General features: G+C 74.2%; 14 protein-coding genes. 5 read left to right on the top strand and 9 right to left on the bottom strand.

The window, feature by feature from the left end:
- Positions 1 to 183 precede the first annotated feature (183 nt).
- A complete protein-coding gene (locus ACS04_RS06975; RefSeq protein WP_048475644.1) occupies positions 184 to 669 on the bottom strand; it encodes a ribonuclease FAU-1 family protein in 486 nt (161 codons plus the stop codon).
- The gene (locus ACS04_RS06970; protein ID WP_048475643.1) at positions 666 to 1,610 is read right to left on the bottom strand and encodes a GNAT family N-acetyltransferase; all 945 of its coding nucleotides are present in this window, start codon (positions 1,608 to 1,610) and stop codon (positions 666 to 668) included. The genes ACS04_RS06975 and ACS04_RS06970 overlap by 4 nt, the downstream gene beginning before the upstream one ends.
- Before the next feature lie 53 nt (positions 1,611 to 1,663).
- Here ACS04_RS06970 and ACS04_RS06965 point away from each other — a divergent pair, with 53 nt between their 5' ends.
- Positions 1,664 to 2,068, top strand: coding sequence for a GntR family transcriptional regulator (locus tag ACS04_RS06965; RefSeq protein ID WP_048475642.1), 405 nt, complete (start codon positions 1,664 to 1,666; stop codon positions 2,066 to 2,068).
- A gap of 60 nt (positions 2,069 to 2,128) precedes the next feature.
- Here ACS04_RS06965 and ACS04_RS06960 read toward each other — a convergent pair whose 3' ends face one another.
- Together ACS04_RS06960 and ACS04_RS06955 are read right to left on the bottom strand one after the other, a co-directional pair.
- On the bottom strand, positions 2,129 to 2,671 hold the full coding sequence (locus tag ACS04_RS06960; RefSeq protein ID WP_048475641.1) for a heme-binding beta-barrel domain-containing protein: 543 nt from the start codon (positions 2,669 to 2,671) through the stop codon (positions 2,129 to 2,131).
- Between the two features lie 107 nt (positions 2,672 to 2,778).
- Positions 2,779 to 3,879: a DUF5925 domain-containing protein gene (locus tag ACS04_RS06955; protein WP_398023719.1), complete on the bottom strand. Its 1,101-nt coding sequence runs from the start codon at positions 3,877 to 3,879 to the stop codon at positions 2,779 to 2,781.
- Positions 3,880 to 4,110: 231 nt separating this feature from the next.
- On the opposite strand from ACS04_RS06955, the gene ACS04_RS06950 reads away from it, so the two are divergent.
- Entirely contained in the window at positions 4,111 to 4,914 is an 804-nt protein-coding gene (locus ACS04_RS06950; RefSeq protein ID WP_048475661.1) for an SGNH/GDSL hydrolase family protein, read from the top strand.
- 99 nt (positions 4,915 to 5,013) lie between these two features.
- Here the strand turns inward: ACS04_RS06950 and ACS04_RS06945 are convergent, their stop codons facing one another.
- The gene (locus tag ACS04_RS06945; RefSeq protein ID WP_063839244.1) at positions 5,014 to 6,813 is read right to left on the bottom strand and encodes a serine/threonine-protein kinase; all 1,800 of its coding nucleotides are present in this window, start codon (positions 6,811 to 6,813) and stop codon (positions 5,014 to 5,016) included.
- 374 nt (positions 6,814 to 7,187) lie between these two features.
- Between ACS04_RS06945 and ACS04_RS06940 the strand changes: the two genes are divergently transcribed.
- Positions 7,188 to 7,457, top strand: coding sequence for a hypothetical protein (locus ACS04_RS06940; RefSeq protein WP_048475640.1), 270 nt, complete (start codon positions 7,188 to 7,190; stop codon positions 7,455 to 7,457).
- Positions 7,458 to 7,492: 35 nt separating this feature from the next.
- Here the strand turns inward: ACS04_RS06940 and ACS04_RS06935 are convergent, their stop codons facing one another.
- Both ACS04_RS06935 and ACS04_RS06930 read right to left on the bottom strand, forming a co-directional pair.
- Entirely contained in the window at positions 7,493 to 8,743 is a 1,251-nt protein-coding gene (locus ACS04_RS06935) for a CaiB/BaiF CoA transferase family protein (RefSeq protein WP_167352573.1), read from the bottom strand.
- Between the two features lie 58 nt (positions 8,744 to 8,801).
- Entirely contained in the window at positions 8,802 to 9,929 is a 1,128-nt protein-coding gene (locus ACS04_RS06930) for a type ISP restriction/modification enzyme (RefSeq protein WP_158977195.1), read from the bottom strand.
- A gap of 132 nt (positions 9,930 to 10,061) precedes the next feature.
- Between ACS04_RS06930 and ACS04_RS38585 the strand changes: the two genes are divergently transcribed.
- The gene (locus tag ACS04_RS38585) at positions 10,062 to 10,220 is read left to right on the top strand and encodes a hypothetical protein (protein WP_167352572.1); all 159 of its coding nucleotides are present in this window, start codon (positions 10,062 to 10,064) and stop codon (positions 10,218 to 10,220) included.
- A gap of 17 nt (positions 10,221 to 10,237) precedes the next feature.
- Here the strand turns inward: ACS04_RS38585 and ACS04_RS06925 are convergent, their stop codons facing one another.
- On the bottom strand, positions 10,238 to 10,987 hold the full coding sequence (locus ACS04_RS06925) for a GntR family transcriptional regulator (protein ID WP_048475638.1): 750 nt from the start codon (positions 10,985 to 10,987) through the stop codon (positions 10,238 to 10,240).
- A gap of 84 nt (positions 10,988 to 11,071) precedes the next feature.
- Positions 11,072 to 12,394: a homogentisate 1,2-dioxygenase gene (hmgA, locus tag ACS04_RS06920; RefSeq protein WP_048475637.1), complete on the bottom strand. Its 1,323-nt coding sequence runs from the start codon at positions 12,392 to 12,394 to the stop codon at positions 11,072 to 11,074.
- A gap of 152 nt (positions 12,395 to 12,546) precedes the next feature.
- Here hmgA and ACS04_RS06915 point away from each other — a divergent pair, with 152 nt between their 5' ends.
- Entirely contained in the window at positions 12,547 to 14,613 is a 2,067-nt protein-coding gene (locus tag ACS04_RS06915) for a right-handed parallel beta-helix repeat-containing protein (protein WP_048475636.1), read from the top strand.
- Positions 14,614 to 14,725: the final 112 nt, after the last annotated feature.

Here is a 14,725-nt window from a genome sequence, read left to right as displayed (position 1 = left end):
GCCGGGCCGGGCGGCGCCGCCCCCCGTGGGTCCGACGCCGCCCCGTGCCCTCCTCGGCCCCGCCAAACTAACCGCCCGCACCCCCGCCACCACCCCTCCGAGCCCCCTCCCGAAGATCCTTACGCTCCGCTTAAGGAAGCGGTAAGCGGGCCCTCAGGAAGCGGGCGGCCGGGGGCCGCCCGGTCAGGTCAGGAGGGTGGTCAGGCCTCCTGGGGCTTGGGCCCGGGCGGCCAGGGCGTCCAGGGCCCGGACGGCCTCGGCCGCCGCCCGCGGGTCGCTCTCCGCGAGGCCGCTCGCCGCGAACTCGTCCTCGTCCAGGCGCAGTACGCTCGCCCCGTCCGCCGACACCCACAGGTCCAGGTCCAGGTCCTCGACGAGGATCCCGCCGTCCGCCACCACCGTCGGCCGCGTGATGTCGCAGTACCAGCCCTTGAGGACGCCCCCGCCCGTGCGGACCTCCTTCACGGCGTACCAGCGGGTGCGCCAGAAGTGCTCGGTGAACACGTCGCCCGGCTCGAAGCGCACGAAGCCGAAGTCCCGTACGCCGTCCGCCGCCCAGGGCGCCCGTACAGAGATCCGGTCGCCCGTGTCGGCGACCAGGGCGGCGGGGTAGCGGATCTTGGTGCGGCCCGCTTTGGTGAGGGTGACGGTCAGGGTGGCGGTCGTCATGGCGTGGTCCCCAGTCGCTTCGCGTAGCGCGTCTCGGTCGCGCAGATCTCGTATCCGAACCGCCGGTTGATCGCGAGCATCGGCCCGTTCCCGGCGTCGTTGCCCGTGAAGGCTTCCGTGCAGCCGGCCGCGCGGGCCCGGCGGAGGGAGTCCGTCTTGGCGAGCGTGGCCAGGCCGCGACCCCGGTGCGCGCGCCGGGTGCCCGTCATCGCGGAGCCGTAGCGGCCCGCGCCGTCGGTGCGGGCGGCGCTGAAGGCGGCGACCACCCCGTCGACGAGGACGACCGTGGTCAGCTCCTTGTCGAGCGACGGGTCGTGCCAGACAGTGCGCAGCCAGTCCTCGTAGTCGTCCAGCCGCGCGGGTACGTCGCCCGGTTCGTCGGAAGTGGCCTCGGCGTCGGCCTCGTGGAGCGGGCGCGGATCGGCGGCGAAGTCGCACGCGGTGCGCAGTTCGACCCCGGCGGGGAGCGCGGCCGGGTACGGGGGCGGCGGGTGCGCGGTCAGGTCCAGGCGCAGGAGGTGCGCGGAGCGGGAGGGGCGGTACCCGTGCCGCTCGGCGAAGGCGCGGTGTCCGGGCTCGTCCAGCACCCAGGAGTACGCCTGAGACGCGCCCTCGGCGGCCAGGTGCTCCTCGGCCGCGCGCAGCAGGGCCGTCCCGGCGCCGAGCCCGCGGCGGGCCGGGTCGACGTAGGCGTTGACGTACGAGAGCCCCGGCTCGGGGCTGTCGTACGCGAGGCCGACCTCCGCGGTGCCGACGGCGAGTCCGGCACCGTCCTCGGCGATGAGGAGTCGGTGGCGGGCGGCGGGGTGGGCGGAGGCGGCCTCGAAGGCCACCCGGGCGGGGGTCGTGATCAGGAACGGGAGCGCGGCGCGGCGCAGGCGTACGACGGACTCGGCGTCCCCGGGGTCACCGGGGCGGAGGTCGCGGATCGTGGCGGTCATGGGGGCGACCGTAGATCGGCGAGGAGGGCGGACGCCTCCGAATTTCCCGGCGGATGGGAGAGAATCGCCGGGTGACCTCGAAGAACCTGAAGATCCGGATCGACGGCGCGGCCGGCGCCGCGGCCCCCTACGAGCAACTGCGCGCCCAGATCGCGCGGGCGGCGCGGTCGGGGGAGCTGCCGGCCGGGTACAAGCTGCCGACGGTGCGCGGGCTCGCCGAGGAGCTGGGGCTGGCGGCGAACACGGTCGCGAAGGCCTACCGGGCCCTGGAGGGCGACGGGGTGATCGAGACCCGCGGCCGGAACGGGACCTTCGTCGCGGCGGCCGGCGACGGGGCCGCCCGCGAGGCGGCCTCCGCCGCGCAGGCCTACGCGGAGCGCGCGCAGCGGCTGGGCCTCGGCTTCGACGAGGCGACGGCGGCCGCCCTGGACGCCCTGCGCGCCCGCTACGGCCGCTAGGCCGCCCAGGGCTGTCCGCGAAGACCCGCCTGTCCCGCGGGCGGGACTTCGGGGAGACCTCTAGCCCTTCCGCCGGAGCAAGTGCGCCCGGAGGTGGTGGTGCAGGGGGCGGCCCATCGCCGCCATGTCCTGCTCGATCGTCAGCTCCCCACCGCCGAAGGCGTACCGGCGCCGCATGGCGGTGACCTCCTTGGCCTTGGGGGTGCGCGCCACGGTCTCGGTGGCGATCTCGATCTGCGTCCCGGACACCCGGCCGACGTACGTCTCCACGATGCCGGTCGGGTGCGCGAGGACGACCTCCAGCGAGGCGTCGGGCAGGACCCGCCACCACCCGGACTCCCGCCCCGAGGGGCGCAGCGCCGTCCCGGACCCGTCGACCAGCCAGGCCCGCGACTCGTAGCGCAGGAACGGCCGGCCGTCGTGGCTGAAGGTGATCTCCTGCTCGTACGCGAACCCCTCCTCCAGGGTCGGGTACTCACCGAGGCCGCGGCCGTGCCAGCGCCCGAGGAGGGGCAGCACCGGCGCCAGCTGCGGGTGCGGCTCTGGGCCCTCGCCGAGGACGTGGCTGTCGGGGTACGGATTCTCCTGCGCCGGCTCGGGCACGTGCACTCTCCTGCTCGGTGGGTGTCCCCGGCCGCTTCGGCCGGGTCCGCCGCCCATTGTCTTCGGCGCGCGGGCGCCATCCGTACGCGCCCCGCCCGCCGGGGCGGTCACAGGTACAGGCCCGGCTCCGCACCGTGCTGGCCCTGCGGCGGCAGCAGCGACGAGGGGCCGGCCCCCCGCCGCAGCGCGAACAGTTCGGCCAGGCTGGCGCCCTCGCGCGAGATGCCCTCGTCCGTGCCCAGCCAGTCCACGGCCTCGCCGTGCGTCAGTCGGCCGACCTCGATGCGGGCCAGGCAGCGGCCCGGCCGGACCACCGCCGGGTGGAGCCGCTCCAGGTCCTCGTTCGTGGTGACCCCGACCAGGACGTTGCGACCCTGGCCCAGCAGACCGTCCGTCAGGTTCAGCAGCCGCGACAGGGCCTGGCCGGCCGTGTGCCGGGCCTCGCCGCGGATGAGCTCGTCGCAGTCCTCCAGGAGCAGCAGCCGCCAGCGGCCCTTCGCGGTGCCCTCGTCCTCGCCGATCGCGATGTCCATCAGGTAGCCCACGTCGTTGAACAGCCGCTCCGGGTCCAGGACGCAGTCCACCTGGCACCAGTCGCGCCACGAGCGGGCCAGCGTCCGCAGCGCCGAGGTCTTGCCCGTGCCCGGCGGCCCGTGCAGCAGGAGCAGCCGGCCCGCGATGTCGTCCGGGGTCACCTTCATCAGCCGGTCCATCGCCCCGGCGACCGGCGCCGTGTAGTTGGGCCGCACCTCCGCCCAGGTCCCGGCCGAGATCTGGCGGGTCGTCCGGTACGGGCCGCGGCGCGGGGAGACGTACCAGAAGCCCATCGTGACGCTCGAAGGCTGCGGTTCGGGCTCGTCCTGCACCCCCTCCGTGGCCTCGCCGAGGACGCTGGAGGCCAGTTCGTCGCTGACCGCCGTCACCGTCACGTCCGCCCCGCGGCTCCAGCGGGAGACGAGCATCGTCCAGCCCTCGCCCTCGGCGAGCGTGGCGCTGCGGTCGGAGTCGCGCGCGGAGCGCAGCACCGTGGCCTCGGGCGGCAGCAGGGTCGCCTCCGCCTTCACCCGCTCGATCGTGACGCTGTGCGAGTACGGCTGCTCGCCGGACGCGAACCGGCCGAGGAACAGCGCGTCCACGACGTCAGACGGTGAATCGCTGTCGTCGACATTGAGCCGGATCGGCAGCGCGTCATGCGGGTTGGCTGGCATGGCGCCCATGATCCGGCACGAAGTGGCCTCGTGCACCCGTGTTTCGCCGGATCGGGTGGCCGGGTTCCCTCTTCAAACGCACCGGTGGTGAAGGTTCGGGGCACAACTCCGCGCTGAAAATTCTTGGCATGAACACTTCCGGCCAGGCTCGGCTCCCAGTACCACGGACTCAGGCGCAACTCCCGAGTAACCCCCGCGCACCTCCCCCCACAAGGAGCCGCACACATGAGCATGAAGACGTCGCGCTTCGCCGCCCTGACCTCCTCCCTGTTACTCGCCGCGGGCGCCGCCCTGTTCGGCGCGGGACAGGCGGCCGCCGCCACGGCCGACTTCGGCTACGTCGCCCTCGGCGACTCGTACTCCTCCGGCGTCGGCGCCGGCAACTACGACAGCGGGAGCGGCGACTGCAAGCGCACCACCCGCGCCTACCCCGCCCTGTGGGCCGCCGCACACGCCCCGCAGACCTTCTCCTTCGCCGCCTGCTCCGGCGCCCGTACGGGTGACGTTCTCTCCGGCCAGCTCTCCCCGCTCAACTCCGGAACCGACCTGGTCAGCATCACCATCGGCGGCAACGACGCCGGATTCTCCGACGTCATGACGACCTGTGTGCTCCAGTCCGAGTCCACCTGCGTCAACCGCGTCAACCAGGCCAAGGCGTACGTCGACTCCACCCTCCCCGGCCAACTCGACCAGGTCTACGACGCGATCCACGGCCGGGCGCCCGGCGCCCACGTCGTCGTCCTCGGCTATCCCCGCTTCTACAAGCTGAACGGCACCTGCGTCACCGGGCTCACGGAAGGCGAGCGCTCCGCCATCAACGGCGCCGCCGACTACCTGAACGCCGCCATCGCCAAACGCGCCGCCAACCACGGGTTCACCTTCGCCTCGGTCGCCGGCGCCTTCACCGGCCACGAGATCTGCTCCGGCGACGCGTGGCTGCACAGCGTCAACTGGCTCAACATCGGCGAGTCGTACCACCCCACCGCCGCCGGACAGTCCGGCGGCTACCTGCCCGCGTTCACCAACGCCGCCTGATCGGCCCGCGGCGGATCCGCTCGCGCGTCCGGCAACCGGATCCGCGAGCGGATCGGCGAGCAGACCGGCGCGCAGATCGACCACCGGATCCGCGAGCGGTCAGGAGGCGGCCGTTTCCGGGCCGGCCGCCCCCGCCTCCGGCGCCGGGTCCGGGGCAGGTGCCTCCGGGGACGGTGCCTGCGGCGACCCGGAGCCCCCGGACACCGGTCCCGCCGTCACCGGGGCCGGCGTGGCGCTCGTACCGGGGGAGGGGGAGGCACCGGCCGACGGGCTCTCCCCCTCCCCTCCTCCGTCCTCGCAGGTGACAGAGAAGTCCACCCACTCCGAGGCCGCCGGCTCGGCCCCGCGCAGCTCCAGCCGGACCGCGTCCGCGAAGGTCGTGTTCGGGTAGTACGTGAGCTCGGTGTGGTCCAGCTGCCGGCTCCGGGAGCCGCCCTCCTCGTACGTGACGGACTGCCAGCCCGGCTCGGAGGTGACCCCGCTGCGCGTCGCCCAGCGGTACTCCAGCTCGGCGGGCGTACGGTCCGCCTCGACCGTCGCCGTGAAGGCCGGCGCCAGTTCCTCGGGCGGCGGGCACGTCCCGCGGTAGTCCTTGCGTACGGCGCGCACCGCCACGGCGAACCGCCGCGCGGGCGCGGCCGACGGCGAAGCGGACGGCGAGGCCGAAGGGGAGGGGGACGGGGACGGCTGCTGCGACGCGGAGGCGCTCCAGGCCGGTTCCCGGGAGGCGCCGGCCGGCGCGGTGGCGCCGGTGCCCCCGGTGCTCCCGCTCCCGCCCCGCTCCCCGCGGTCCTTGAGCAGCAGCCACCCCAGGAACGCGACGGCCAGCAGCAGCACCACGATCCCGGCGGTCAGCACCGCCCCGGCCCGCCCCTCGCGCGCCGGTGCCCCGCCGCCGGGGCCGCCGGGACCGCCGTGCCGGGCCGGAGCGGGCCCCTGAGAAGGCGCCGCCCTCGGCACGGGCATCGGCGGGGTCGCCCCGTCCGCACCGCCGCCGTGGTGGTGGGCCGTGGCCGTCGGGGAGTCCGGACCCGACACCGCGCCGCCGGAGCCCCGCAGGATCCCGCCCGCCCCGACGATCCGCAGCATGCGGGCCGCCTCCGCCGCGGGCAGCCGCTCCGCCGGATCCTTGCGCAGCAGCCCCTCCAGTACGGGCGTCAGCGGGCCGGCCCGGTGCGGCGGGGGCAGTTCGTCGTCCACCACCGCCCGCAGCGTGGACAGCGGGGTGTCGTGCCGGAAGGGCGTGACCCCCTCGACGGCGGCGTACAGCATCACCCCGAGCGACCACAGGTCCGACTCGGGGCCCGGGTCGCGCCCGAGCGCCCGCTCCGGAGCGAGGTACTCGGGGGAGCCCACCACCTCGCCCGTCATCGTGATCGCGGAGGAGCCCTCCAGGCTGGCGATCCCGAAGTCGCTCAGCACCACCCGGCCGTCGTTGCCGATGAGCACGTTGGCGGGCTTGACGTCCCGGTGCAGCACCCCGGCCTCGTGCGCGGAGCGCAGCGCGGCCAGCACCTGCTCCCCGAAGTGCGCGGCCCGCTGCGGGGTGAGCGGCCCGTCGGCCTCCAGCACGTCGGCCAGCGAGAGCCCGCGGACGAGCTCCATCACGATCCAGGGCCGGCCGTCCTCGGTGGCCACGTCGTAGACCGTGACCACCCCGCGGTGCGAGACGCGGGCCGCGGCCCAGGCCTCGCGTTCGAGCCGCCGGTACATCCGCCCGATCTCGGCGCCGTCCAGTCCGGCCGGGGGACGTACCTCCTTGACGGCCACCTCGCGGCCCAGCACCTCGTCGCGGGCCCGCCACACGGTGCCCATGCCGCCGCGCCCCAGCTGGTCGAGGAGGAGGTAGCGGCCCGCGATGACACGGCCCGGGGCGGATTCCCCGCCCGGTTCACCCATGTTGTCACTCACGCGAGCCCCCAGGCGTGTCCGTGTGTCGGCGGGCGGTCACTCCAAGTTAGCGCAGGAGGCACGCCGCGGCCCCGGTCCGCGCGGCGACTCGCGCGCGGGCCCGTCACGGGGGTGGCGCGGGGCCGGGGTGGGGGCGGGGCGGGGGGCCGCGGATCCACCGCGGGGGACCGCGTGAACTCCGCCGGGGCGGCCCCTCGCAGTCGGCGGCTCCTTGCGGAGAGTGACGGACGACTCCGCTGAGTAACCGTCAACTCCCCAGCCCCATAGGGGTAATTCACACCACCGGGATACCCGAGCACGACGCGGGGGCGATAGGGTTACCCTGCCCGGGCCGGGTGCCCTCGTACGGGTGGGGAGAGATCATGGAACAGATAGCAATGCGCAGCAGGCCGCCTCGCGTGCCTGCCATCACCTGCGGCAGCGGTGCGACGAGTTCGCGCCTCGACCGCCACCTCGCCGTGCTGGGCGGACCCGCCGTCCCCCACCGCGACGTGGCCGAGGCGACGCTGCTCATGCGCGAACTGACGTCCCGCGACCACACGCACCGCCTGCGGAGCCGGAGCGCGCGCGTCTCGCTCTTCGCGCCGCTGCGCCGCCTGCGTCGCACGCTCTTCGGCAGCCGCCGTTCGTAACAACGTCCCCGACCGTCATTGGTTTCGCCCCGGCCCTACGCAACCACACCATCCCGGCGCAGTGTCGTGATCTGCGCGCCCGTCATCCCCAGGGCGCGCAGCAGGGCCTCGGTGTGTTCGCCGAGCGCGGGCACCGCACCCATGTGCGGTGCCGCGCCCCCCGGCAGTCCGATCGGCGGCAGCAGCGCCCGCAGCGGACCCACCGGTGATCCCACCTCGCGCCAGCGGTCCCGCGCCGCGAGCTGGGGGTGCCGCGCCAGCTGCGCCACCGAGTTCAGCCGTGCGCAGGCGATGCCCGCCGCCTCCAGCCGCCCGATCGCCTCGTCCGCGCCCAGTCCGGCCAGCGCCTCGGCGACCACCGCGTCGGTCTTCTCCCGGCCCCGGGTGCGGGCCGCGTTCGTCGCGTACGCCGGATCCTCGGCCAACTCGGGCCGCTCCAGCACCTGTTCGGCCAGCCGCCGCCACTCGCGATCGTTCTGCACCGACAGCAGCACCCGGTCCCCGTCCGCCGTCGGGTAGGCGTCGTAGGGGGCGATGACGGCGTGCGCCAGGCCCGTGCGGACGGGCTGCTCCCCGCCGTGCATCGTGTGGTGCAGGGGATGGCCCATCCACTCTGCCAGCGCGTCGAGCATCGAGACCTCGACCGGGCCCCCGCGCCCGGTGGCCCCGCGGCGCAGCAGGGCCGCGAGGACCCCGGAGAAGGCGTACATGGCCGCCGCGATGTCCGCGGCCGGAATGCCCGCCTTGACGGGCCGCTCCGGGGTGCCGGTCACCGAGACCAGCCCCGCCTCGCACTGCACGAGCATGTCGTAGGCGCGCTTGTGGGCGTACGGGCCCGTCGCCCCGTACCCGGAGATGTCGACGGCGACCAGGCGCGGGTAGCGCGCGCACAGCGCGACCGCGTCGATCCCGAGCCGGGCGGCGGCGCCCTGGGCGAGGTTCTGTACGAACACGTCCGCCCCGTCGAGCAGCCCGTGCAGGACCTCCAGCCCGCGCGGGTCCTTCAGATCGAGGGCGATCGACTCCTTGCCGCGGTTGGCCCAGACGAAATGCGAGGCGAGACCGTGCGCTGCGGTGTCGTAGGCCCGCGCGAAATCGCCGCCGTCGGGCCGCTCGACCTTGATCACCCGGGCGCCGAGGTCGGCGAGCTGACGGGTGGCGAAGGGGGCCGAGACGGCCTGTTCGACGGCGACGACGGTCACCCCGTCGAGGGGCGGCGGGTCCAGGGGGCTCGCGGGGTGCACGGGTACGGGCGCGGGTACGGGCTCGGGCGAGTCGGCAGTCATGGAGCCTGCCTACCTGCTCGCACCCCCCTCTGTCACCAGGCCCCCGCGCCGGGATCCGTCAGAGCAGGGCGAACTGGCCGCCCGGGCCCTCCTCGTGGTGGTCCAGCACGGAGGCCGGGCGGCGTGACCAGCGCGGTGGCGGCAGCACCCCGGCCGCCGCCACCTCGGCGGCCGGCAGCAGCGGTCCGGGCGAGAACGCGGCCCGCTCCGGGGCCAGATCGGCCAGCAGCGCCAGGGTGGTCACCAGGGCCAGCAGCTCCGAGGTCCAAGACTGCGGCCACCGGGCCGGCCCGAGCGCCTCCAGCCCGTCCGCCCCGGGGTCCCGGTGGGCGGTGCGGGCCGCGAACCAGGCCTCCAGGACCCGGATGCCGCCCTGGAACTCGTACTCCCAGGCCCCCGGCGGCACGGGGGAGACCGTTCCGGTCCCGAGGCTCAGGGTCTCGGTCTCCGGGTCGTACGCGAGCCCCTGCGGCCAGGCCTGGACCGCCGAGCGGACGTACGGGCGCCGCCCGCCGGGCAGCCGGGGCGGCTCGGCGCCGGGGCCGCCGCGCAGCTGGACGGCGAGCAGCCGGTGCCCGAGCTCCAGCCCGGCCCGCCAGCGGCCCGGGTCAGCGGTGAGCGGGACCTCGTACCCCCGGGGGCCGGGGCGGCCCGCCGCCAGGATCCAGCACAGGACGTCCTGCGGGGTCACCCAGCCGCCGTAGCGCTCGCCCAGCAGGGGCAGCAGCCCCGGCGCGAGATTGGGCTCGGCGCCGCCGGGGCGCCGGTGGAGGGGGCGGATCCGGCCCAGCCGGCCGACCGGCAGACGGGCGGTGACCAGCAGTTCCGGGGTCTCGACGGCGAAGAGCTGGTGCTCGTCCAGGACCCGCCACAGCTCGGGGCGGGCCAGGTCGATGAGCCGCTGGTCGGGCAGCAGCCACTGCTCGTCGAAGGGATCGCGCAGCACCCGTACGGGCTCCGGACAGGGGCCCGGCGCGTCGGCGAAACGGGCGGTCGACGGCGCGCGCTGCCCGGGCAGGGCGGCCGCGCCGGTGGTGGGCGTACGGCTCCTCGTCGGGCGGAACAGCCGGTCCCGCTCGGTGCCTTCGGCGCCGGTCAGGGCCGCCCAGCGGTCGCGCAGGGACGCGGGGTCGGGGGCCGCCACCCAGGCCCGGCCCAGCCGCAGGGCGCCCACGGCCCAGGGCATCAGGTCGTCCAGCAGCGGTACGTCTTCGCTCACCCGGCAGATGGTAGCGACGGGAGGCGGCGGCCGGGCTGGGGCGGGACCGAAGAGCTACGCTCCCTATGTGTGGCTATGTGCCGATGCCAAGGAGCTGACATGAGTCAATACGACGAATACACGACTCCGTCTCAGGCCGAGGGTGAGCGGCTCGACGAGGACATGGACGAGAAGGAGAAGATGCAGCACCACCACCCCGACGCGACGCGGACCACGCCGTCGCAGGCCGAGGGCGAGCGCAGCGCGGACGAGGAGTAGGCCGTCGCGGCCGTCGCTCAGGTGGCGTCGACCGTCACCGTGAACGAGAACCGGTCACCGCGATAGCGGATCCGCGCCACGTCCACGACCCTCCCGTCCTCGTCGTACGTCACGCCCGTGTAGTGCAGGATCGGGCTGAGCAGCGGTACCTGGAGCAGCTCGGCCGTCTCCGGGTCGGCGAGCCGCGCCTCGACCGTGTCCGTGATCCGGCTGATCTTCACGCCCACCACGTCACGTAGCACCTTGGTCATCGGCCAGCGCGCCAGGTCGGCCAGGTCCACGGAGTCCGCGAGCTCCGGGCGGACCGCGTTCTCCGCCCAGTTCGTCGGCTCGCCGCTCTCCCCGTCGTGGCGCAGCCGGCGGTAGGTGACCACCTCGGCCGTATCCGGGAAGTGCTCCAGCAGCTCCCCGGACACGGCCGTACGCGCATGGCCGAGAATCGTCGTACGATCGCCTGATTGCTGCGCCACGATCGCGTCGACCGAGCCCAGCAGCCGTACCGGCGCCCCGCGCCGCGCACCCGGCTCGATGAACGTGCCGCGCCGCCGGTGGCGGCTGATCAGCCCCTCGCCCTCCAGCTCCTTGAGCGCCTGGCGCATGGTCAGCACGCTCACCCCGTAGTGCTCGGCGAGCTGCTCCTCGGTGGGCAGGCGCAGCGAGGCGTCCGGGGTGCGCCCCAGTATCGAGGCGCGCAGCGACTGCGACACCTGGTACCAGAGGGGCAGTTTCCGGTTGAGCACGAGCGAGTCGGGGGCGAAGGCGGTCACGGGTGGTTCTCCGTACGGACGGGGCGTGGGGCGCGCGGCGCTCGGCGCGTGGTGCGGGGCGCGCGCCTGGCGCGCCTTGAGATATTAGGCGCGGAAGTGGCGCTGGAGCCCCTGCCAGACGTCGTCATATCCGCGCTGGAGGTGGTCGGCGCCGGCCGCCTGGGGGGTGGTGGTGATCGGCCAGCGCGTCTCGAACATGAAGGCCAGGCCGTCGTCGATCTTCTGCGGCTTCAGCTCGGCGGCGCTCGCCCGGTCGAAGGTCTCCCGGTCCGGACCGTGCGCGGACATCATGTTGTGCAGCGAGCCGCCGCCGGGGACGAAGCCCTCGGCCTTGGCGTCGTAGGCGCCCTCGATCAGGCCCATGTACTCGCTCATGACGTTCCGGTGGAAGTACGGCGGGCGGAAGGTGTCCTCGCCGACCAGCCAGCGCGGGGCGAACACCACGAAGTCCACGCCCGCCAGCCCCGGGGTGTCGGAGGGGGAGGTCAGCACGGTGAAGATCGACGGGTCGGGGTGGTCGTAGCTGATCGAGCCGATGACGTTGAAGCGGCGCAGGTCGTACACGTAGGGGGTGTGCGTGCCGTACCAGGCGACCACGTCCAGCGGGGAGTGGTCGTAGGTGGCGGACCAGAGGTTGCCGCAGAACTTGTTGACCACCTCGGTCGGGCGCTCGACGTCCTCGTACGCGGCCACCGGGGCCCGGAAGTCGCGCGCGGCGGCGAGACCGTTGGCGCCGATCGGGCCGAGGTCGGGCAGCTCGAAGGGGCGGCCGTAGTTCTCGCAGACGTACCCGCGGGCGTCCTCGTCCAGCAGCTCGACGCGGAAGCGCACGCCGCGCGGGATCAGGGCCACCTCGCCGGGGCCCGCGCTGAGCAGGCCGAGCTCGGTGCGCAGCAGCAGGCCGCCGCGCTCGGGGACGATCAGCAGCTCGCCGTCGGAGTCGCTGAACACCCGGTCGGTCATGGAGGTGTTGGCGCGGTAGAGGTGGATGGCCATGCCGGTGCGCTGGGTGGCGTCGCCGTTGCCGCCCAGGGTCCACAGCCCGGCCAGGAAGTCGGTGCCGGGGGCGGCGTCGGGCAGCGGGTTCCAGCGGAGCCGGTTGGGGTCCGCGGGGGCCCCGGTGAAGGGCGCGGAGCGCAGGGCGCCGTTGTCCGTCCGGGTGAAGGGCGGGTGGGCCGCGGAGGGGCGGATCCGGTAGAGCCACGAGCGGCGGTTGTGCTTGCGGGGCTCGGTGAAGGCGCTGCCGCTGAGCTGCTCCGCGTAGAGGCCGAGGGGCGCGCGCTGGGGCGAGTTGCGGCCGGACGGCAGGGCGCCGGGGACGGCCTCCGAGCTGTGCTCGTTGCCGAAGCCGGTGAGGTACTCCAATGCCTCCGCCGTCTTCCTCGCCTGCTCGGCCTGCTCGCTCATGGGTGCTCCCGCTCTGTGACGGTCGAAGGAATCCTATGGCCGACAGTAGGATTCCGCGCCCCGCCCGTCAATGGCGGCTTCGACTCCGCACTCCCGATTTCGCGCGGTCGAAGGGGATCCGAAAAGATGAACATTGCTCTACTCTCACGCGCATGTCGTGGACCCGCAGGTTCCCTGCCGTGCCGGCGGTGCTCCTCGCCGCCCTCCTCGCGCTCCTCTCACTCCTCGCCGCCGCGCCCGCCGCCCGGGCGCACGAGGAGCGCCCCGTGACCCTGCCGGACGGCTCCGGGTCCGTACCGCGGTACCGCGAGGCCGAGCCCGACCTCCTGGTCTGCAAGACCGACCGGCCCGCCTTCGAGCGCCGGACGGCCGCCTTCCCGCCGGAGCTGCGCCGACGCAACCTCGCCCTGTACGAGCGGTGCGAGAAGAACGGCTACCGGCACCTCCAGGAAGCCGTCGACGCCGTGGACCGGCCCGGAATGAACATCGCGATCCTCCCCGGCCTGTACGAGGAGGAGCCCTCGCTGCCGAAGCCCGCGGGGGAGTGCGCCGCGCTGAAGGCCCCCGACTCCGCGCTGGGCTACCAGATCCTGTCGTACGAGCAGCAGGTGCGGTGCCGCCACAACCAGAACCTCGTCGCGATCCTCGGCAAGAAGGACCTTCAGATCGAGGGAACGGGCGCGAGCCGGCAGGACGTCGTCATCGACGCCAAGTACCAGAAGCTGAACGCCATCCGCGCCGACAAGTCGGACGGCATCTACTTCCGCAACTTCACGGCGCAGCGGACCACCTTCAACTCGCTGTACGTCCTCGCGGGCGACGGGTTCGTCATCGACGACGTCCTGACCCGCTGGAACGACGAGTACGGCTTCCTGACCTTCGCCAGCGACCACGGGCTGTACAAGAACTGCGAGTCGTACGGCAACGGCGACTCCGGCATCTACCCGGGCAGCGCCTCGAACATCAACGACGGCCGGGGCTACGAGGTCCCGCGCTACTCGATCGAGATCACCGGCTGCCACAGCCACCACAACATGGTCGGCTACTCGGGGACCGCGGGGGACTCCGTCTGGGTCCACGACAACGAGTTCGACGCGAACATGGGCGGCGCCTCGATGGACAGCGCCTTCCCCGGACACCCCGGGCTCCCGCAGAACCACGCCAAGTTCGAGCGGAACCTGATCCACGACAACAACGCCGACTACTACGGGTACGTCGCCGACGGCACCTGCGCCAAGCCGCCGATCGAACGCGGCTACGAGCAGGGGGTGGTCTGCCCGCAGATCTCCATGCCCCCGGGCACGGGGATCATCACGGCGGGCGGCAACTGGAACGTGTACGAGAACAACTGGGTGTACGGGCACCGGCGCGCGGGCTTCTTCCTCTCGGCGGTCCCCGCGTTCATCCGGGGCGAGGAGGAGTGGTCGAAGCAGACGGACACCTCCCACCACAACCGCTACGCCGCCAACATCCTCGGCAAGGACAAGTCCGGGGCCTCCCGCCCCAACGGGATGGACGTGTGGTGGGACGGGCAGGGCAGCGGGAACTGCTGGCAGCCCGGACCGGACGGGTCCACCCCGGGCGTGCTCCCGCACTGCGGGGACCGCCGAGGCGCGGTGTCCGGCGCCTCCTCCCGGCTGGTCGGCGAACCGGTGAAGCTGGCCCAGCTCCTCGTCTGCGCCGACTACAGCGTCCAGGCGCGCAAGCTGCCGGCGGGCTGCGACTGGTACGGGGCGCGCGGCCCCGAGCGGGTGGAGACGCAGATCGCGCTTGCGGTGGCGGCGGTGCTGCTCCTGGTCGGCGGGGTGCTGTGGTGGCGCCGGCTGCGCGGGTCGCGCCTGGGGACGGCGGCCTCGCTGCTGGGCCTGGCCGGGCTGGCCCTGGACGTGGCGGGCTCCACGACGCCGCTCGTGGACACCGCCGTACCGGCCGTGGCGCTGCTCCTGCTGGGCCTGTGGTGGACGGGCGCGGGCCTCGTCCTGCGGGCCACCCGCCCCTGGCCGGCACGGCTCACCCTGCTCCTGGCAGCCCTCACCCTCCTCGACGCCTTCGACAAATCGATCCTGATGATCCCCTGGACCCCCCTGAGCCCGGCTTGGTTCCGCGCAGCGGTCGCCGTGGTCTGGACCTTGTGGGCGGTCGCCGCCTCGGCCCGCCCCGCCACCCCGCCCACCCCGGCCCCGCACCCGGCCCCCGCCCCCGCCCCGGCGTCGGCATGACCCGTAGGAGGCCGATCGTGACCCTGCCCGACGACCGCGCCGAGAGCAGGCCCCGGCGCCACGGCGGCGGTCCGCCCCGCGCGGCCCGCGGACGGGGTCGGGCCGCCCGTAC

The organism is Streptomyces roseus (genome assembly GCF_001044425.1).
GTDB classification, from domain to species: Bacteria; Actinomycetota; Actinomycetes; order Streptomycetales; family Streptomycetaceae; genus Streptomyces; species Streptomyces roseus.
Note: the sequence above shows the minus strand (reverse complement) of the source record. Positions and strands in the feature narration are given on the sequence as shown.

What these genes read in the sequence shown, in the direction of transcription:
- ACS04_RS38585 (WP_167352572.1), top strand. Translation starts at nt 10,062, where the DNA reads ATGAGTCAATACGACGAATACACGACTCCGTCTCAGGCCGAGGGTGAG.
- ACS04_RS06975 (WP_048475644.1), bottom strand. Translation starts at nt 669, where the DNA reads ATGACGACCGCCACCCTGACCGTCACCCTCACCAAAGCGGGCCGCACC.
- hmgA (WP_048475637.1), bottom strand. Translation starts at nt 12,394, where the DNA reads ATGAGCGAGCAGGCCGAGCAGGCGAGGAAGACGGCGGAGGCATTGGAG.
- ACS04_RS06970 (WP_048475643.1), bottom strand. Translation starts at nt 1,610, where the DNA reads ATGACCGCCACGATCCGCGACCTCCGCCCCGGTGACCCCGGGGACGCC.
- ACS04_RS06940 (WP_048475640.1), top strand. Translation starts at nt 7,188, where the DNA reads ATGGAACAGATAGCAATGCGCAGCAGGCCGCCTCGCGTGCCTGCCATC.
- ACS04_RS06945 (WP_063839244.1), bottom strand. Translation starts at nt 6,813, where the DNA reads ATGGGTGAACCGGGCGGGGAATCCGCCCCGGGCCGTGTCATCGCGGGC.
- ACS04_RS06930 (WP_158977195.1), bottom strand. Translation starts at nt 9,929, where the DNA reads ATGCCCTGGGCCGTGGGCGCCCTGCGGCTGGGCCGGGCCTGGGTGGCG.
- ACS04_RS06915 (WP_048475636.1), top strand. Translation starts at nt 12,547, where the DNA reads ATGTCGTGGACCCGCAGGTTCCCTGCCGTGCCGGCGGTGCTCCTCGCC.
- ACS04_RS06935 (WP_167352573.1), bottom strand. Translation starts at nt 8,743, where the DNA reads ATGACTGCCGACTCGCCCGAGCCCGTACCCGCGCCCGTACCCGTGCAC.
- ACS04_RS06955 (WP_398023719.1), bottom strand. Translation starts at nt 3,879, where the DNA reads ATGCCAGCCAACCCGCATGACGCGCTGCCGATCCGGCTCAATGTCGAC.
- ACS04_RS06950 (WP_048475661.1), top strand. Translation starts at nt 4,111, where the DNA reads ATGAAGACGTCGCGCTTCGCCGCCCTGACCTCCTCCCTGTTACTCGCC.
- ACS04_RS06965 (WP_048475642.1), top strand. Translation starts at nt 1,664, where the DNA reads ATGGGAGAGAATCGCCGGGTGACCTCGAAGAACCTGAAGATCCGGATC.